Source organism: Bradyrhizobium sp. cir1 (genome assembly GCF_014198245.1).
Lineage (GTDB): Bacteria > Pseudomonadota > Alphaproteobacteria > Rhizobiales > Xanthobacteraceae > Bradyrhizobium.
This window is the reverse complement of record NZ_JACIHE010000042.1, coordinates 25,329-43,329: the sequence shown is the minus strand read 5'-3', so window position 1 is coordinate 43,329 and position 18,001 is coordinate 25,329. Positions and strand designations below refer to the sequence as shown.

15 protein-coding genes are annotated in these 18,001 nt (G+C 65.2%); 10 read left to right on the top strand and 5 right to left on the bottom strand.

Features of this window, described 5'->3' with window-relative positions; all coding sequences use genetic code 11:
* The first annotated feature begins 199 nt into the window (after positions 1–199).
* The 3 genes from GGD63_RS38425 (at position 200) to hemC (ending at position 3,533) form a co-directional block, all read left to right on the top strand.
* Positions 200–790 (top strand): TetR/AcrR family transcriptional regulator, encoded by a 591-nt coding sequence (locus GGD63_RS38425; RefSeq protein ID WP_183250333.1) that lies wholly within the window; start codon positions 200–202, stop codon positions 788–790.
* A 53-nt stretch (positions 791–843) separates the two neighbouring features.
* Positions 844–2,469, top strand: a complete 1,626-nt coding sequence (locus tag GGD63_RS38420) for a GMC family oxidoreductase (RefSeq protein ID WP_183250331.1) — start codon at positions 844–846, stop codon at positions 2,467–2,469.
* An 83-nt stretch (positions 2,470–2,552) separates the two neighbouring features.
* Positions 2,553–3,533 (top strand): hydroxymethylbilane synthase, encoded by a 981-nt coding sequence (gene hemC / locus GGD63_RS38415; RefSeq protein ID WP_183250329.1) that lies wholly within the window; start codon positions 2,553–2,555, stop codon positions 3,531–3,533.
* Between the two features lie 97 nt (positions 3,534–3,630).
* Here the strand turns inward: hemC and GGD63_RS38410 are convergent, their stop codons facing one another.
* Both GGD63_RS38410 and GGD63_RS38405 read right to left on the bottom strand, forming a co-directional pair.
* Complete coding sequence (locus GGD63_RS38410; RefSeq protein WP_183250327.1) at positions 3,631–4,785, bottom strand: alpha-hydroxy acid oxidase; 1,155 nt, start codon at positions 4,783–4,785, stop codon at positions 3,631–3,633.
* Between the two features lie 15 nt (positions 4,786–4,800).
* Positions 4,801–6,447, bottom strand: coding sequence for an L-lactate permease (locus GGD63_RS38405; protein ID WP_183250325.1), 1,647 nt, complete (start codon positions 6,445–6,447; stop codon positions 4,801–4,803).
* A 223-nt stretch (positions 6,448–6,670) separates the two neighbouring features.
* Between GGD63_RS38405 and GGD63_RS38400 the strand changes: the two genes are divergently transcribed.
* Positions 6,671–7,432 carry an FCD domain-containing protein gene (locus GGD63_RS38400; RefSeq protein ID WP_246785817.1) on the top strand — a complete coding sequence of 254 codons (762 nt, stop codon included), beginning with the start codon at positions 6,671–6,673 and terminating at the stop codon, positions 7,430–7,432.
* 210 nt (positions 7,433–7,642) lie between these two features.
* Here the strand turns inward: GGD63_RS38400 and hemE are convergent, their stop codons facing one another.
* Positions 7,643–8,677 carry a uroporphyrinogen decarboxylase gene (hemE, locus tag GGD63_RS38395; protein WP_183250323.1) on the bottom strand — a complete coding sequence of 345 codons (1,035 nt, stop codon included), beginning with the start codon at positions 8,675–8,677 and terminating at the stop codon, positions 7,643–7,645.
* A 106-nt stretch (positions 8,678–8,783) separates the two neighbouring features.
* On the opposite strand from hemE, the gene GGD63_RS38390 reads away from it, so the two are divergent.
* Positions 8,784–8,999: a hypothetical protein gene (locus tag GGD63_RS38390; RefSeq protein ID WP_183250322.1), complete on the top strand. Its 216-nt coding sequence runs from the start codon at positions 8,784–8,786 to the stop codon at positions 8,997–8,999.
* A gap of 174 nt (positions 9,000–9,173) precedes the next feature.
* Positions 9,174–11,078 (top strand): diguanylate cyclase, encoded by a 1,905-nt coding sequence (locus GGD63_RS38385; RefSeq protein WP_183250319.1) that lies wholly within the window; start codon positions 9,174–9,176, stop codon positions 11,076–11,078.
* A gap of 24 nt (positions 11,079–11,102) precedes the next feature.
* On the opposite strand, the gene GGD63_RS38380 is transcribed toward GGD63_RS38385, so the two are convergent.
* Positions 11,103–11,321 carry a SlyX family protein gene (locus GGD63_RS38380; protein ID WP_183250317.1) on the bottom strand — a complete coding sequence of 73 codons (219 nt, stop codon included), beginning with the start codon at positions 11,319–11,321 and terminating at the stop codon, positions 11,103–11,105.
* Positions 11,318–12,064, bottom strand: a complete 747-nt coding sequence (locus tag GGD63_RS38375; RefSeq protein WP_183250336.1) for a rhodanese-related sulfurtransferase — start codon at positions 12,062–12,064, stop codon at positions 11,318–11,320. Before GGD63_RS38375 ends, GGD63_RS38380 begins: the two co-directional genes overlap by 4 nt.
* Before the next feature lie 234 nt (positions 12,065–12,298).
* On the opposite strand from GGD63_RS38375, the gene ggt reads away from it, so the two are divergent.
* The 4 genes from ggt to GGD63_RS38355 all read left to right on the top strand — a co-directional run bounded on the left by ggt (position 12,299) and on the right by GGD63_RS38355 (position 17,984).
* Complete coding sequence (ggt, locus tag GGD63_RS38370) at positions 12,299–13,885, top strand: gamma-glutamyltransferase (RefSeq protein ID WP_183250315.1); 1,587 nt, start codon at positions 12,299–12,301, stop codon at positions 13,883–13,885.
* A 220-nt stretch (positions 13,886–14,105) separates the two neighbouring features.
* Entirely contained in the window at positions 14,106–14,669 is a 564-nt protein-coding gene (locus GGD63_RS38365) for a (2Fe-2S)-binding protein (protein ID WP_409334115.1), read from the top strand.
* Positions 14,670–14,673: 4 nt separating this feature from the next.
* A complete protein-coding gene (locus GGD63_RS38360) occupies positions 14,674–15,690 on the top strand; it encodes a xanthine dehydrogenase family protein subunit M (RefSeq protein WP_183250311.1) in 1,017 nt (338 codons plus the stop codon).
* Between the two features lie 2 nt (positions 15,691–15,692).
* Positions 15,693–17,984 (top strand): xanthine dehydrogenase family protein molybdopterin-binding subunit, encoded by a 2,292-nt coding sequence (locus tag GGD63_RS38355; RefSeq protein WP_183250310.1) that lies wholly within the window; start codon positions 15,693–15,695, stop codon positions 17,982–17,984.
* Positions 17,985–18,001 lie beyond the last annotated feature (17 nt).

Below are 18,001 nucleotides of genomic sequence, written 5' to 3'. Positions count from 1 at the left end.
CTCTCGCCAAGGCATCGGCTGGTCCTCCCAGCCGACAGAGAACTGTCACCCATCCATCCGGTCTACTGTGTTACCTCTCTATCCGGTCTGGACAGGCGAGCCACCCTCTCCCACAAGGGGAGAGGGTGTAGCGTCAGCGCGGCGCACCGCGTTCAACCACTGACTGGCCGCCTGTCACGAATTCGATTAGATGGGATTCATGGCGAAACAGGCGGAGCGGCGGGCGGCGACATCGGAGGCGATCCTGACGGCGGCGCGCCGGCTGTTCGGGACGCAAGGCTTTGCCGCCACCACCATGGACGAGATCGCGGAAGGCGCTTCCGTCGCCAAGGGCGCGGTCTATCATCACTTCAAGACCAAGGAGGCGGTGTTCGAAGCCGTGTTCGACCAGGTCTCGCGCGATCTCGTCGTCGAGATCGACCGCACCGCGCGGGCGGAGAAGGACGTGCTCGCCGCGATGGTCGCCGGCACCCAGCACTATTTCGCCGCGACCGCCAAGGGGCCGACCGGCCAGATTATCCTGCGCGACGGTCCCGCCGTGCTCGGCTGGGAGCGCTGGCGCGAGATCGACGCGCAGCATTTTGGCGGCAAGATGCCGCGTGCGCTGTCCGCAGCGATGGAGGCCGGCCTGATCGCACGGCAGCCGGTCGAGCCCTTGGCGCGGCTGCTGCTCGGCGCGGTGACCGAAGCTGCTGTCGCCTGCGCCGGACGCGCCGATATCGCAAGGGCGGGTGCGGAATATGCCCGTGCGTTCAGGTCGCTGGTCGAGGCGCTGCGCGTCAAGCCATGATCGTGCTAAGCCACGAACGGAAACGTCCTCACCAACAAGAAGAACAGTAGCGCATGAACGCAAATTCCTCTCTCGCACCGTCCGATCCGGAATTCGACTACATCATCGTCGGCGCCGGCTCCGCCGGCTGCGTGCTCGCCAACCGTCTGTCGGCGAACGGCAAGCACAGTGTGCTCCTGCTCGAGGCCGGCCCGAAGGATTCCAACATCTGGATCCATGTCCCGCTCGGCTACGGAAAGCTGTTCAAGGAGAAGACGGTCAACTGGATGTACCAGACCGAGCCTGAGCCCGAGCTGAAGGGCCGTCAGGTATTCCAGCCGCGCGGCAAGACGCTGGGCGGTTCCAGCTCGATCAACGGCCTGCTCTATGTCCGCGGCCAGCACGAGGACTACGACCGCTGGCGCCAGCTCGGCAACACCGGCTGGGGCTATGACGACGTGCTGCCTTACTTCAAGAAGGCCGAGAACCAGTCGCGCGGTGCGGATCAGTATCACGGCACGGGTGGGCCGCTGCCGGTCTCCAACATGATCGTGACCGATCCGCTGTCGAAAGCCTTCATCGACGCCGCGGTCGAGACCGGTCTGCCCTACAATCCCGATTTCAACGGCGCGACGCAGGAAGGCGTCGGCCTGTTCCAGACCACGACGCACAATGGCCGGCGCGCCTCGACATCGGTCGCCTATCTCGGCCCCGCGAAGACGCGCAGCAATCTCAAGATCGAGACTGAGGCGCTCGGCCAGCGCGTGCTGTTCGAGGGCCGCCGCGCCGTCGGCATCGAGTACCGGCAAGGCGCGACCGTGCGTCGCGCGCGGGCGCGAAGGGAGATCGTGCTGTCGAGCGGTGCCTACAACTCGCCGCAGCTGCTCCAGCTCTCCGGCGTCGGCCCCGGCGATCTCCTGCGCAAGTACGGCATCGATGTGCTGCTGGACGCGCCGGGCGTCGGCCACGACCTCCAGGACCACATGCAAGTCCGCATCGTGATGCGCTGCTCGCAGAAAATCACCTTGAACGACACCGTCAACAATCCGCTCCGCCGCACCATGGCCGGCGCGCGCTATGCGCTGTTCCGCAAGGGCTGGCTGACGATTGCGGCCGGCACGGCGGGCGCATTCTTCAAGACCAGTCCGCGGCTTGCCTCGCCCGACATCCAGGTTCACTTCCTGCCGTTCTCGACCGACAAGATGGGCGAGAAGCTGCACGATTTTTCCGGCTTCACCGCCTCGGTCTGCCAGCTCCGTCCCGAGAGCCGCGGCTCCCTGCGCATCAGGAGCGCCGACCCGACCGTGCCGCCGGAGATCCGCATCAACTACATGTCGACCGAGACCGACCGCACCACCAACGTCGAGGGCCTGAAGATCCTGCGCAAGATATTGAACGCGCCGGCGCTGAAGCCGTTCGTGGTCGGCGAGTACGATCCCGGGGCGAAGGTATCCACGGACGCCGAGATGCTGGATTATTGCCGCGAGCGCGGCAGCACCATCTACCATCCGACCTCGACCTGTCGTATGGGCAACGACGCGCTCGCGGTGGTGGACCAGCGATTGAAGGTGAGGGGGCTCGACGGCCTTCGCGTCGTTGACGGCTCGGTCATGCCGGACCTCGTCTCGGGGAACACCAACGCGCCGATCATCATGATCGCCGAAAAGGCCTCGGACATGATATTGGAGGATGCGCGGTAGAGCATGATCCGGAAAAGTGGGAACCGGTTTTCCGATAAGATCATGCTCAAAGATAACAACGCGCCTCTCGAAAGGACTTGGACTTGGCTACGCGATTCAAGATCGGCACCCGCAAGAGCGCGATGGCGCTGGCGCAGACGGAAGAGATTGCCCGCCGCCTGACCGCCGCCGTGCCCGGTCTCGATGTCGAGATCGTCAAGTTCGACACCACGGGCGACCTCGACCAGACCAGCAAGCTCTTGCCGCATGGCGGCAAGGGCGGCGCCTTCGTGGCGCAGATCCGTGCCGCCGTGCTGTCGGGCGAGCTCCAGGCGGCAATGCATTCGCTCAAGGACATGCCGGGCAACGAGGACACGCCGGGCCTCGTGATCGGCGCCACGCTGTCGCGCGATCCGCCCAGTGATGCGCTCGTGCTGCGCGACGGCGTGACCCTGGAGGCGCTGCGCCAGTCGCGCGGCAAGGGTTTCAAGATCGGCACCAACGCGGTGCGCCGAGCCGCCTATGCGCGGCGGTTGTTTCCCGATGTCGAAGTGATCCACTTCCGTGGCGCCGCCGACACCCGCGTGCGCAAGCTCGACAATGGCGAGAAGCAGCGCTTGCCGGATGGCGGCGCCGTGGGCCCGGCGGATGCGCTGATCATGGCGCGCTCCGGCCTCGATCGCGTCGGTCTGGCTGATCGTATCGCCTACGAATTCACGCCGGCGGAGATGCTGCCGGCAGCAGGGCAGGGCATCGTCGCCGTCGAATGCGCCGCGCAGGACTGGCAGACGCGGCAGATACTGTCATCGATCGATGATCCCTCGGCGCACGCCTCGGCCGATGCCGAGCGCGAGGTACTGTGGGTGCTCAACGGTCACTGCAATTCGCCGGTGGCGGGCTTCTCGACCGTCGCCGGCGATCAGATGTCGCTCACCGCATCCGTGCTCGACCTCTCCGGCAACACCATCATCGAAGCCTCGCGCACGGGGCCGGCCAACCGCCCGCGCGAGCTCGGTCGTGCGGTCGGTCTCGATCTGCTGGGCAAGGGTGCGGCGGAGATCATCGAGCGCAGCCGGCCGCGCTAGGCTCGGAGTTGTCAGCCACCGAGACGAACCGTCAGGTCCCGCGCGCGCCGCTCAAATTGATGACCGCCTCCTATTGATGCGCCGTCGCGCCGGCGTTTCACGCCGCCGACTTGAAGCGCAGGTTGGCGCGCGAGAGTTGGCCGAGCGAGGTGCATCCCATCAGCTTCATGTCGCGCTCGAGCTCGGCCCGCAACAGGCCGAGGGCCCGCTCGACACCCGGCTGGCCGGCCGCCGCCAGCGGATAGAGATAGGATCGCCCAAGGCCGACAGCCTTGGCACCGAGCGAGAGCGCCTTCAGGATGTGGCTCCCGCGCTGGATGCCGCCATCCATCATCACGTCGATGCGATCGCCGACGGCGTCGACGATTTCGGCGAGTTGGTCGAAGGCGGAACGAGAACCGTCGAGCTGCCGACCACCATGGTTCGACAGGATGATCCCCGCGCAGCCGATTTCGACCGCGCGGCGCGCATCGGCCGGGGACATGATCCCCTTCAGACAGAACGGCCCGTTCCAGCTTCGCACCATCTCGGCGACATCATCCCAATTCATCGATGGATCCAGCATCTCGGTGAAATAGCGGCCGATCGACACCGCGCCACCGCTCATGTCGACATGCTCCTCCAGTTGCGGCAGCCTGAATCTCTCGTGGGTGACATACTGGATGCCCCATTGCGGCTTGATCACGAACTGGAGCATGCCGGCGAGCGTCAGACGGAAGGGAATGCTGAATCCCGTCCGCAGGTCGCGCTCGCGATTTCCACCGGTGATGCTGTCGACCGTCAGCATCATCACCTCGACGCCAGCGTCCTTGGCGCGCTGCATCATCGCACGGTTGAGGCCGCGATCCCTGTGGAAATAGAACTGATAGATCTGCGGCGTATCATGGGCCTTGCGCAGCTCCTCGAGGCTGACCGTGCCGAGCGAGGAGACGCCGAACATGGTGCCGTAGCGCGCCGCGGCCGCAGCGACGGCGCGCTCGCCCCGATGATGAAACAGGCGCTGCAAGGCAGTCGGCGAGCAATAGAACGGCAGCGCAAGCTTCTGACCCATGACGGTGACCGAGAGGTCGACCTCTTGCACGCCGCGCAGCACATTGGGCACGAGGTCACATCGCTCGAAGCTGGCGGTGTTGCGGCGGTGGGTGACCTCATCGTCCGCCCCACCGTCGATGTAATCGAAGATCGGCCCGGGCAGCCGGCAACGCGCCAGCCGCCGGAAGTCGTGAAAATTGTGACACTGTGACAAGCGCATCTCGCCAGCCTCCGATCAGGGCACGAGCAGCCTGAGCGGCCAGATATAGGCCTGGCCCAGCACCAGGATGCCGACGAGAACGACGAGCGCGAAGCTGTGGAAGAAGACGAAGCGCAGGATCGTGCCCTCGTGGCCGTACCATTTGGTGGCCGTGGAGGCGACGACGATGCTCTGCGCATCGATCATCTTGCCCATGACGCCGCCGGAGCTGTTGGCGGCCGCCATCAGCACCGGGCTGACGCCGATCTGTTCGGCGCTGATGCGCTGGAGTCCCCCGAACAGCACATTCGAGGACGTATCTGACCCTGTCAGCGCGACGCCGAGCCAGCCGATCAGCGCGCCGAAGAACGGATAGAGCGCCCCGGTCTTGGCGAAGGCCAGTCCGAGCGTGGCATCCGTGCCGGAGTAGCGGGTGACGAAACCGAGCGCCAGCATGCAGGCGATGGTCGCGAGCGAATAGCGCGTCAAATAGAGCGTGCGCGCATACATCCGGATCAGACCGAACGGACCGTAGCCGACCAGCAGACCCGAAATGATCGCTGACAGGAGAATGCCGGTGCCGGCCGCCGAGAGCAGATTGAGCACGTAAACCGCGCCTTCTGCGACAGGCTTGGCCACGACCGGCGGCGCCTTCTGCACGAGGTTGTGCAGCCCGAGGACGGGAAACTTTGCGACCCAGATGCCGTCGAGCCAACTCTTCACCTGCGGCGTGCCCCAGGCGAAGACGAAGACCGAGAAGATGAGCCAGGGCGTCCATGCCTTGGCGACAGCCGCCTTCGTGGCCTTGCCGACGGGAGCCTGGTCCGATAGCGGGGCGCCATAGCGCGCCGGCATCTCCTTCATCGCGTGCGCGGGCCGCCAGACGCGCAGGAACAGCGCGAGGCTTGCCATGGAGACCACCGCGGCAATCACGTCGACCAGCCACGGGCCATGGAAGTTCGAGACCAAATATTGCGGAACGGCGAACGAGACACCGGCCACCAGAATCGCTGGCCAGATCTCGAGCATTCGGCGGAAGCCGACGAAGGCCCAGATCAGCCAGAACGGCACGAGCAACGAGAAGAACGGCAGCTGCCGCCCGATCATCCCGCTCAGCTCCTGGAGATCGAGCCCCGTCACCGCGCTGAGCGCGATCACGGGCGTGCCGAGCGCGCCATAGGCGACCGGCGCGGTATTGGCGATCAGCGACAGGCCGGACGCGGCGAGCGGCGAAAAGCCGAGCCCGATCAGCATCGCGGCGGTGACCGCAACCGGCGTGCCGAACCCTGCGGCGCCCTCGAAGAACGCACCCAGCGAAAACGCGATGAAGAGCAGCTGCAGGCGGCGATCGTCACTGATCGAGGAGACCGAGCGTTGCAGCACCGCGAACTCGCCCTTCTCATTCAGAAGCTGATAGAGGAAGATGATGTTGATGATGATCCAGCCGATCGGCAGAAGCCCGAAGCCCGCGCCGTAGATCGCGGCCATTCCGGCCATGCCCGCCGGCATGCCGAACGCGAACACGGCAACGCCGAGGGCGGTCACGAGGCCAATGGCCGCCGCCCAATGCGCCTTGATCTCAAAGATCGCAATCGCGCTCAACAGCACGATGACCGGCAGCGCCGCCGCGACGGTCGAAAGCCATGGATTGTTGAAGGGGTCGTAAGCCTGGGTCCACGCCACGAAAATCTCCTCGCGTTGTCCTCATCCGCCGCCGCGGTGGTCCACGGTCTTGGGCATAAATATTATCCTAGAGGCGGTTTGGTAAAATTGTTTTACCATAGCTGTCAATTGGGAAATATTACTCATCTGATATAGATGGTGGGGAGCATGCTTGACCGAGATCGCGAAAGCCCCATACTCGCAATACGAATCTGCGCGTTCCGCCAAAGGGATAGGTGCCATCTTGAGCAACGTCGTCCGGACCCCGAAAGTCGCGGAAGCGATGGCCGATCACATCGAGAAGCTGATCCTCGAGGGCGTGTTGCGGCCCGGAGAAAAGCTCGCGGCTGAGCGGGATCTCGCCGAGAAGCTGGAAATATCGCGACCCTCACTGCGCGAGGCGCTGCAAATCCTCGAAAAGCGCGGACTGCTCGCCACCACCCGCTCGGGGACGTTCGTCGCCCAGTTCCTGTCGCCGCTGCTGCGGCCGCTGGCTACCCTGTTGCAGGACAAGCCGCGTGTCACGGCCGACTATTTCGAATTTCGCAGGATTCAGGAGGCGCACGCCGCTCGCTTTGCCGCACTGCGTGGCACCGATCTCGACCGCCAGGCGATCCGGGATTGCGCCGATCGGATGCGAAAGGCCCACAAGCTCGAAGATCCGAGCCAGGAGGGTGACGCCGATGTGGACCTTCATCTCCTGATCTACGAGGCGAGCCACAACGTGGTGTTACTCCACGTCATGCGCGCGCTTGCCGACCTTTTGCGCAACAACATTTTCTACAGCCGCGCGCAGCTCTATTTGCGCGAGGGCGTCCGCGACCAGCTGCTGGAGCAACATCTGGCGCTCGCGGACGCGGTGATCGCAGGCAAGACCAAGGAGGCTGAAGCAGCGGCGGCCGAGCACATCCGTTTCACCTTCGAGACGGTCGAAGAGATCAGGCGCGACGATCTCCGGCTCGAAACGTCGCTCAGCCGGGTGAATCGCAGCGATTTCCTCGCCTGACGGGACCACACAGGTCCGTTCCCCTCCCACCAGACTCTGTGCGCAACGGCCGCTCGGGTGATGATGGCATTATGCGCCTGTTTTGCCCGACGTGTCAAAGCTTCTTCGGAAAAGGAGAATGATCGCGCCGTACGAAATTCTTCAATGATTTGTACTGTGCATGGGGTTGTTTTCGCACTTTTGTTTCCGCCCCTTGAGAGGCGGAAAAAATCAGCCCCGCACCCGCTTGATCATCTGCTCGACATGGGCGATCGGCGTCTCCGGCTGGATGCCGTGGCCGAGATTGAAGATCAGCCGCCCGGCAGAGAAATTTGCCAGCACGTTGTCCACCGCGCGGTCGAGCGCGGCGCCGCCGGTGATCAGCACCAGTGGATCGAGATTGCCCTGCACGGCGACTTTGCTTTGCACGCGTTCGCGGATGAAGGCCGGCTCGGCGGTCCAGTCGATGCTGACGGCGTTGACGCCGGTCGCCTCGACATAAGCGGGCAGCAGTGCGCCGGCGCCGCGTGGAAAGCCGATGATCTTCGCATCCGGCACCTTCGCGCGCACGCCCTCCACGATCCGCCGCGTCGGCTCGACCGACCATCGCACGAATTCGGTCGGCGGCAGCACGCCGGCCCAGGTGTCGAATATCTGCAAGGCATCGGCGCCGGCGGCGAGCTGCGCAAGCAGATACTGGATGGAGCTGTCGACCAGCACGTCGATCATTTTCGAGAACGCCTCGGGATGCCGGTAGGCCATCATCCGGGCAGGGGCCTGGTCGGGCGTGCCGTGGCCCGCGACCATGTAGGTCGCCACCGTCCACGGCGCGCCGCAGAAGCCGACCAGCGCGGTCCTGGGATCGAGCGCGCTGCGTACGATCTTCAGGGCGTCGAACACCGGTTGAAGCTTGCCGAGATCGGCGCGCGGCGCCAGCGTCGCGACCTTTGCCGGATCGTCGAGCGGCTCGAGCCGCGGACCTTCACCGACCTCGAAGCGCACCGAGCGGCCGAGCGCATAGGGGATCACGAGAATGTCGGAGAAGATGATCGCCGCGTCGAAACCGAACCTGCGGATCGGCTGCAGCGTCACCTCGGCCGCAAGCTCCGGGTTGAAGCAGAGATCGAGGAAGCCACCCGCCTTGGCGCGCACCTCGCGATATTCCGGCAGGTAGCGGCCGGCCTGTCGCATCATCCACATGGGCGGGATGGTCTGCCGCTGGCCGGAGAGCACATCGATGAAGGGCTTTGTCGCAGACTGGGGCACGAATGGTCCTGAACGAGGTTATGGCTCCTGATACACCGCCCCGGCGCTCAGCGGAACAGGGGAACCAGCGCAATCGGGTCGCGTTGACCAGCCAAAGGAGGAGATCATGGCTGAGAGATTCAATCCCGCCCCGCACGACAAGCACGCCGACGATCTGCGTGAGGCGCTTGCCGCCGATCGTCACGGCAAGCTCGATACCGGCCTGGAAGATACCTTCCCCGCGTCCGATCCCGTCAGCGCGGCCCAGCCGACGCCGTCCAAGGCCGATGCGGAGGCAGATAGCCCTTCGCTCTGGGACAAGGTTAAGGCGATCTTCAGCTAGCGGCGAGAGGCGCCGGATTCCGATAGGCTTGCTAATGTCTTGTTAGCGATGCGCTGATCCCGGCGTCCGTAAGACTACTGGAAACCGGGGAGATCGCCGCGTATTCCGGTAGTGATTTCAGAGTTCACTAAGAGAAGCGGCAGAGTTTCCGAAACGATCGGAGAATTCTGCCGCATGAGCGCTGCTACCCAAAGAGCCGGATGGAGCCGCCTGCCGCTGCGTGCGGCGGCGTTCGTCGTGCTGACCTGCGCGACCATCCTCGGCGTCAGCGCCTGGCGTGAATGGGCCGCGCGCGACGCGGTGCTCAGGGGCGCCGAAGCCGAGATGGCGAACGTTGCGCGCTCGCTGACGCAGCATGCCGAGGACAGCCTCGATCTGCTCGATTCCGGCGTCGTCGGCGTCGTCAGCCGGCTGGAGATGGACGGCACCGACCCCGCCACGATCGCCAAGCTCAGAAACCTCATGGAGGTGCGCAAGAAGGCGACGGAGCGCGTGCACAGCTTCGCCATTATCGACGACCAGGGCAACTGGCTGACCTCGCCCGGCACGATCGGCTCGACGCTCAGCGACGACGCGTTCTTCCGCCAGCACCAGCTTTCCCCGAAACGAGAGGCCCATCTCGGCCGTCCCGTGAAGAGCCTGCTCGATGGCGAATGGGTCGTCACCCTGTCGCGCCGCTTCAACAAGCTGGACGGCAGCTTCGGCGGCGCGGTGCTCGCGACCATCAGCTCCGGATATCTGTCGCACTTCTACGAGCAGTTCGAGATCGGCCGCAACAGCTCCGTTGCGCTGACACATGGCGACGGCCTGATCGTCGCACGCTACCCGAGCAACGAGAAATTCGTCGGACGCAGCGTCGCCGACAAGCCGTTGTTTCGCAACCCGAGCCTGCAACGGCCGAGCGGCGCCTATCACTTCAAGTCGCCGCTGGACGGCGCCGAACGCGTCAGCTTCTTCAAGCGCTCTGGCCGCTACCCGTTCTTCCTGCTCGCCACCGTCGACAAGGACGCACTGCTGGCGCCCTGGCGGGCCGCCGCAGTTTCCCGCATGCTCTACGTGCTTGCGCTGGTCTTGCTGATCGCGATCATCGGCGCGGTGCTGGTGCGGCAATTGCATCGCGGACAGCGCATGGCGGCCGCCCTGATCGAGAAGGAAGCGCATTTCCGCCTGCTCGCCGAAGGCTCCAGCGACATGGTGACCCGGATCGGGCTCGACGAGCGGCTGCGCTACGTCTCGCCCTCGTCGGTCCGCGTCGTCGGCTGGCGGGCCAACCAACTGATCGGAACGCCTGCGCTCGCCGGCATTCATGCCGACGACCTGCCGCAGGTCCAGGCCCTGGTCGACGCCATGAAGCGCGGCGAGAAGGAGGAGGCGCGCGTCACCTACCGCAACTCGCACCGGCAGAAGGGCGAGGTCTGGCTTGAATCGACGATGCGGGTGACGCGCAAGGACGACGGCCGTGTCGATGGCGTGGTCGCGATCTCGCGCGACATCACCGAGCACAAGCAGCTCGAAACCCGGCTCGAGACCCTTGCGATCGAGGACAGCCTCACCGGGCTTGCCAACCGCCGCCGCTTCGACGAGCGGCTGAAGGAGGAATGGGCGCGGGCCTATCGCGACCGCTCCAGCCTTTCTTTGCTGATGATCGACGTCGACCACTTCAAGGCCTACAACGACGAATACGGCCATCCCGCGGGCGACGCCTGCCTGCGCGTGATTGCCAGGATTCTCGCGGCCGAGATGCAGCGCGCCGGTGATCTGGCGGCGCGCTATGGCGGCGAGGAGTTCGCCATGCTTCTGCCGAATACCGATGCCGCCGGCTGTGCCCGGATCGGCGAACGGATCCGCGAGGCGATTCACCGGGCGGGCCTCGTCCACGCCTCGAGCCCGATTTCGGGACGCGTGAGTGCTTCACTGGGTGGTGCGGCCTGCCGGCCGACGTTCGAGCGTACCGCAGGAGTCGCCTCGCTGGTGGAGGCCGCCGATCGCGCGCTCTACGCCGCCAAGGATGCCGGCCGCGACCGCCTGATGATGTCGGGGGAGGTCATGAACCTGCTGCCGAAGGCGTCCGGACAGTAACACCCGTCCGGTCGCCAATATCGTTCAATAATGCGGCGGGCGCTCGTTGGCAGGTCCCGGCGCATGGGTCTCGGCCTCCTGCAGTCGCTCGCCGAGCTCTGCGATCTTCCGCGTCAGCATGTCGATCTGCTTCCACTGCGCGGTGATGGTCTGGTTCAGCGTCTCGATCGTGTCGTCCTGATAGGCGATGCGCATCTCCAGCGTGTCGATGCGCTCGGTCAGCGTCTTGATCTCATTCGTCACGTGCCCGCGTCCTTGTCCCGTTCCCGCAAACCGTGGCCCAGCGCAACGCGCTCGTCGAACACAAAGCATTCGCCGCGCCAGCGGCTCTGCGCCTCCGGCACCACTTCCAGATATTTCAGGATGCCGCCCTTGAGGTGATAGACCTCGGCAAAGCCGCGGGCGAGCAGGTGCGCGCTCGCCTTCTCGCAGCGGATGCCACCGGTGCAGAACATCGCGATCCTGCGGTGCTTTGCCGGATCGAGCCTTCGCGCGGCAAACTCCTTGAACTGGCCAAAGCTCCTGATCTCAGGATCGACCGCGCCCTCGAACGTGCCCATCGCGACCTCGAAGGCGTTGCGGGTGTCGAGCACCAGCGTGTCGGGGGCCGAGATCAGCGCGTTCCATTCGCGCGCATCGACATAGGTGCCGACCTGGCGTGTCGGATCGGCGGCCGCATCGCCCAGCGTGACGATCTCCTTCTTCAGCCGCACCTTGAGCCGGCCGAACGGCATCGCCTCCGCAGTCGAGAACTTCAATTCGAGATTGTTCAGCCGGCCGCCGAATAGGTCGCCGTGTGCGAGCTCGCGGGCGAACGTGTCGATCGCCTCGGCCGCGCCCGCGATGGTGCCGTTGATGCCCTCCTCGGCCAGTAGCACGCTACCTTTCAGCGCAAGGCCAGCGCAGAACGCGCGCAGCGGCTCGCGCAGCTCGCGGTAATCGGGCAGGGCGGCGAATTGATAGAAGGCGCAGACCTTGTAAGCCATATTCCTGGACGTCATGGCCGCTCGTTTAGCAGGCGGCCGGCGCCCGGAAAACCCGCATCGCGAGCGCCTGCAAAAGCTCTATACGCTCAGCGGATGGCAGCCATTTCCCTGGTATGCCAGCATTGCCCCGACCGACCGGAATGTGTCATGTAGACCCGGTTTTTCCGAGACGGCGCGGCGCGCGCAGCCACGGCCAAGAAAGCCTCAAGAACGCCTAACGAGAGCAACAATTCGATGAGAAACTTCCATTTCCCCGGCAGGTCCACGGTTCACGCCACCAACGCGATGGTTGCGACCTCGCATCCGCAGGCCTCGCTGGCCGCGATCGAGGTGCTGCGCGAGGGCGGCACCGCGGTAGACGCCGCCGTCGCCGGCTCGGCCCTGCTCGGCGTGATCGAGCCGCAATCGACCGGTATCGGCGGCGACTGTTTCGCGCTGATCCAGCCGCGCGGCGAAGGCAAGATCATCGCCTATAACGGCTCCGGCCGCGCCCCGAAGGCGGCGAACGCCGACTGGTACCTCGAGCGCAAAATCAACTCCGTGCCGCTGACCTCGGCGCATGCGGTCTCGATCCCCGGCGTGATCGACGCCTTCGCGACCGTGCTGCGCGATCACGGCAAGTTCGGCTTCGACCGCCTGCTCCAGCCCGCGATCAAGGCGGCCGAGGAAGGCTATGTCGTCGCCCCGCGTATCGCCTTCGACTGGAAGAACCAGTTCGAGAAGCTGAAGAATGGCACCAACACCGTGCGCTACCTGCTGTCGGGCGGCAAGCCGCCGGTGGCTGGCGATGTCATCCGCCAGGTCGAGCTCGGCAAGACGCTGCGCGCGATCGCCAAGGACGGCCGCGACGCCTTCTACAAGGGCGAGATCGCGGAGGACATGGTCGAGACCCTGCGCGGCATCGGCGGCCTGCACACGCTCGACGATTTCGCCGCGCACACCACCGAAGTGACCACGCCGATCGGCACCACGTACAAGGGCCACGACGTCTGGCAGTGCCCGCCGAACGGCCCGGGCGTCACCATGCTGCTGATGCTCAACATCCTGTCGCGCTTCGACCTGACCAAATACGCGCCCGTGAGCGTCGAGCGCTTCCATCTCGAGGCGGAAGCCGCGCGCATCGCCTACATGAATCGCGAGATGCACGTCGCCTCTCCTGACCACATGAAAATCAACGTCGCCGAGATGCTCGAGAAGGGCTTTGCCGACGAGTACATCAGCAAGATCCGCATGGACGGCATGCTCGACCTGCCAAATGTCGCGCCGCCGATGAATCCCTCGACCATCTACATCACGGTGGTGGACAAGGACCGCAACGTCTGCTCGTTCATCAATTCGGTCGCGCATTCCTTCGGCTCGGCGATTGTCTCGAACAAGACCGGCGTCTTGTTCCAGAACCGCGCCGGCGGCTTCCGCATCCAGCCCGGCCATCCCAACTGCATCGAAGGGGGCAAGCGCCCGCTGCACACGATCATGCCGGGCCTGCTCACCAAGGGCGGCCGTTCCACGATGTCGTTCGCGGTGATGGGCGGCCAGTACCAGCCGACCGGCCAGACTCATCTGCTGACCAACATCCTCGACTACGGCTGCGATGTGCAGGAGGCGATCGACATGCCGCGCGGCCTGCATTACGAGGGCCAGTATCAGCTCGAGGACAGCGTTCCCGCCGCCATCGTCGACGGCCTGAAGAAGATCGGCCACAAGACCACCAGCGTGGTCGGCCCTCTCGGCGGCGCCCAGGCGATCTGGATCGACTGGGACAAGGGCACGCTCACCGGTGGTTCCGATCCGCGCAAGGACGGCTGCGCACTGGGTTATTGATCGAGGCTGCGAGACAGGTTCCTCGCGGACGATCAGGAAAAGTTGACGAAGGGCGGCGCGGCATCTGCTGCGCCGCCCTTTCTCATTCGGAACGGGACTCACGGCTCCAAGTTAAGGGCGGAGCGGCGCAGGTGTGCGCTGCTTGATTCGAAAGCGGCGGAGGCCGTTCATGCCCGACAACTCGAGTTCCAGACCATCTGGCTTCGACCGACGCTCCTTCATGGCCGGTGCTGCCGGCAGCGCGCTTGTTCCGATTACGGCGCGCGCGGCCGCGCAGGACCCACGCGCACCGGCCGCGCAGGATCCATCAATGCCGGTCGACGTCACCCTGCATGTGAACGGCAAGGATCGGCGCCTGCGCATCGATGCGCGCACCACCGTGCTCGATGCGCTGCGCGAGCATATGGGCCTTACCGGCAGCAAGAAAGGCTGCGATCACGGCCAGTGCGGTGCCTGCACGGTGCTGATCGGTGACCGCCGCGTGGTGTCGTGCCTGACGCTCGCGCTCGCAGCCGAAGGGCAGGAGATCACGACGATCGAAGGCCTCGCCACCGACGATCGTCTGCATCCGATGCAGCAGGCTTTCGTCGACAACGATGCGTTCCAATGCGGCTATTGCACGCCGGGCCAGATCATGTCGGCGGTCGCTTGCGTGAGGGAGGGCCATGCGGGCTCCGAGGCCGACATCCGCGAATATATGAGCGGGAACATCTGCCGCTGCGCCGCCTATCCCAACATCGTTGCGGCCGTGAAGCAGGCTGCGCCCGAGATCATGAAAGGCTAGGCGCATGCGACCCTTCCTGTATCAGCGGGCGACAGACCCTGACATGGCGGTGCAGGCGCTCAGCGCTGCTGCCGCGGCCAACAATCCGCTGACCCATGCCAGCGCGCAGCCGCTTGCCGGCGGCACCACGCTGATCGACTTGATGAAGCTCGACGTGATGCGCCCGACTGCGATCGTCGACATCAATCCGCTCGCGCGAGGCTGGTCGGCGATCGAGCCCGGAAGAGACAATTTGCGGCTCGGTGCGCTCGCAAGAATGTCCGACGTCGCCGCGCATGACGAGATCCAGCGCAACTATCCTGTCATCGCCAATTCCCTGAAGCTCGCCGCCAGCGCCCAGCTGCGCAACATGGCAACGCTCGGCGGCAACGTGATGCAGCGGACGCGCTGCAGCTATTTTCGCGATGTCTCCTACGAGAACTGCAACAAGCGCAATCCGGGCTCGGGTTGCGCAGCGATGGATGGCGTCAACCGCATGCATGCGGTGCTCGGCGTCTCCGACCAGTGCATCGCGACCTATCCCGGCGATTTTGCCCAGGCGCTGATCGCGCTGGATGCGACGGTCGAGATCACCGGCAGGTCCGGCAGCCGCAGCCTGCCCTTCGCAGAACTGCACAAGGCGCCGGGCAATTCGCCTGATATCGAGACCACGCTTCAGCCGGGCGAGTTGATCTCGGCCTTTACTGTCTCCGGCCGCTGGCCGCGGTCGGTCTACCTCAAGGCGCGGGACCGGCAGTCCTACGAATTCGCCTTGTCGTCGGCTGCGATCGCGCTCGACGTGCAGGATGGCACGATCCGGGATGCGCGGGTCGCGCTCGGCGGTGTTGCCACGATCCCCTGGCGCGCCCGCGAGGCGGAGGCGCTGCTGAAGGGACAGAAATTCGATGACGGCCTGGCGCAGCGGGCTGCCGATGCCGCTTTTGCGGATGCTCGCGGCCGCCGCCACAACAGCTTCAAGATCGCGCTCGGCAAGTGCGTGGTGGCTCGCGCGCTCCAGCAGGCCGTAACGATGGAGATCTGACCATGACCGCTGCAGCTCCCGAGGCGAAGGCGAATATGGGCCGGCCCGTGCCGCGCTATGACGCGGTCTCGAAGGTCACGGGGCGGGCGACCTACGCGTCCGACATGCCGCTGGCCAATCCGGCCTATGCGTTTCTCGTCACCAGCGCGATTTCCAAGGGCCGCGTCGACAATTTCGATTTCGATGACGCCAGGGCCGTCCGCGGCGTGATCGACATCGTCACGCACCAGAATGCGCCGAAGCTGAAAGAGTCAAAACTGTTCAGCAATGGCGGCTATGCCGGCACCACGATCCAGCCCCTGAAGTCGCCCGACATCGCCCATGACGGCCAGATCATCGCAGTCGTCATCGCCGAAAGCTACGAGGCCGCGCGCGAGGCGGCCAACCGCGTCAAGGTAGGCTATACGGTCGCTGCACCCAGCGCGACCTTCGACTCGCCGGGAACGACGACAGCCGCCGCGAAGGGACAGAATTCGCAGTTCAAGGAAGACCCGAAGGTCGGCGATTTCGCTGGGGCGTTCGAGGCGGCCGAGATACAGCTCACCGTCTCCTACGATACGCCGACGCAGCACCACAATCCGATGGAGCTGTTCTCGACGAGCTGCGCCTGGATCGGCGACGATCTCGTCATCTACGAGCCCAGCCAGTACGTCCACGGCCTGAAGAACGGCGTCGCCGAGCAGCTCGGAATCGATGCTGACAAGGTGCGCGTGGTCAATCCCTATGTCGGCGGCGGCTTCGGCTCGCGCGGCTCGATGACGCCGCGCACCGCGATCATTGCCGCGATCGCAAAACGCTTGAACCGGCCGATCAAGCTGGTGCCGACCCGCGACCAGGGCTTTACCATCACGACTTACCGCGCCGAGACGCGCCACGAGATCAAGCTCGGCGCCAGCCGCGACGGCAAGCTGGTGGCGCTCAGGCACGAGGGCGCCGAAGTCTCCTCGCGGCCGGACGCCTATTGTGTCGGCGGCACTAAGACGACGACGCGGCTCTATGCCTGCCCGAATGTCGACAGCCTGGTGTCGATCGTGCGCGCCGACCGCAATACGCCGGGCTTCATGCGCTCGCCGCCGGAGGTGCCGTATCTGTTCGCGCTGGAAAGTGCGATGGACGAGCTCGCCGTGAAGCTCGACATGGACCCGGTCGAGCTCCGCCGCATCAATGACACCACCACCGAGCCGATCGGCGGCAAGCCCTATACGTCGCGATCGCTGATGGCATGCTTCGACGAAGCAGCCAAAGCCTTTGGATGGGCGCAGCGATCGCCGCAGCCGAAATCGATGGCGGAGGGCGACTGGCTGATCGGCTATGGCTGCGCGGCCACCTGCTACCCGACACAGATGGGGCCGGCAGCCGCACGTGTGCGCCTGCAGCGTGACAGCCGCACCCGCGTCGAGATCGCCGGCCATGAGATCGGCACCGGCGCCTATACGGTCATCGCGCAGACCGCGGCCGAGCGGCTCGGCGTGCCCCTGGAGAAGGTCGCGGTCTTCATCGGCGACAGCGATCTGCCGCCAGCGCCGGTTGCCGGCGGTTCGAACTCGACCGCCAGCACCTGCTCGGCGGTGATGATGGTGTGCGACCAGATTCGTCAGCGCCTGTTCAAGGCCGTGATGCCGAGCGACAGCCTCACGGAGAAGGCCAAGGAGACCGTCGGCATCAGCAAGGCGCCGAGCACGCAGGCAGCGAAGAGCGATCGTCCGCTCGATCTTGAGAAGGCGTTCGATGCGCTCGGCGTCGGCGTGGTCGAGGAATATGGCGAGTGGAAGCCGGAGGGCGCGCCGCTGGATTCGTTCCGGGCCATGCACAGCGGGCACGTCCGGCTCGTCGGCGGCCATCAGATGAAGGACAAGATCGCCTACGCATTCGGTGCCGAATTCGTCGAGGTCAGGGTCAACCGCTTCACGCACGAGATCCGCTGCCCTCGCCTCGTCGGTGCGTTCGCGGCCGGCCGCATCATGAACCCGCGCACGGCGCGCAGCCAGCTGATGGGCGGCCTGATCTGGGGCATGTCGTCGGCACTGCTCGAGGCCACCGAGATCGACGAGCGCAATGCGCGCTACGTCAACGACAATTTTGCCGATTATCTCGTGCCCGTGAATGCGGACGTAGCAGGCGTCGAGGTGATCCTGCTCTCCGAGCAGGACGATCACATCAACCCCGCAGGCGCGAAGGGCCTGGGCGAGCTCGCCAATGTCGGCACCAATGCGGCGATCTGCAATGCGCTCTATCACGCCACCGGTCAGCGCATCCGCAAGCTCCCGGTCCGGCTGGAAAATATCGAGGTCTAAAGGGGTGGAAACGGCGA

Excerpts from the sequence above, each read along its gene's own strand:
- GGD63_RS38425 (WP_183250333.1), top strand. The coding sequence starts at position 200 with ATGGCGAAACAGGCGGAGCGGCGGGCGGCGACATCGGAGGCGATCCTG.
- GGD63_RS38420 (WP_183250331.1), top strand. The coding sequence starts at position 844 with ATGAACGCAAATTCCTCTCTCGCACCGTCCGATCCGGAATTCGACTAC.
- GGD63_RS38410 (WP_183250327.1), bottom strand. The coding sequence starts at position 4,785 with ATGCGCTTGTCACAGTGTCACAATTTTCACGACTTCCGGCGGCTGGCG.
- GGD63_RS38390 (WP_183250322.1), top strand. The coding sequence starts at position 8,784 with ATGGCTGAGAGATTCAATCCCGCCCCGCACGACAAGCACGCCGACGAT.
- GGD63_RS38385 (WP_183250319.1), top strand. The coding sequence starts at position 9,174 with ATGAGCGCTGCTACCCAAAGAGCCGGATGGAGCCGCCTGCCGCTGCGT.
- GGD63_RS38375 (WP_183250336.1), bottom strand. The coding sequence starts at position 12,064 with ATGGCTTACAAGGTCTGCGCCTTCTATCAATTCGCCGCCCTGCCCGAT.
- ggt (WP_183250315.1), top strand. The coding sequence starts at position 12,299 with ATGAGAAACTTCCATTTCCCCGGCAGGTCCACGGTTCACGCCACCAAC.
- GGD63_RS38365 (WP_409334115.1), top strand. The coding sequence starts at position 14,106 with ATGGCCGGTGCTGCCGGCAGCGCGCTTGTTCCGATTACGGCGCGCGCG.
- GGD63_RS38360 (WP_183250311.1), top strand. The coding sequence starts at position 14,674 with ATGCGACCCTTCCTGTATCAGCGGGCGACAGACCCTGACATGGCGGTG.
- GGD63_RS38355 (WP_183250310.1), top strand. The coding sequence starts at position 15,693 with ATGACCGCTGCAGCTCCCGAGGCGAAGGCGAATATGGGCCGGCCCGTG.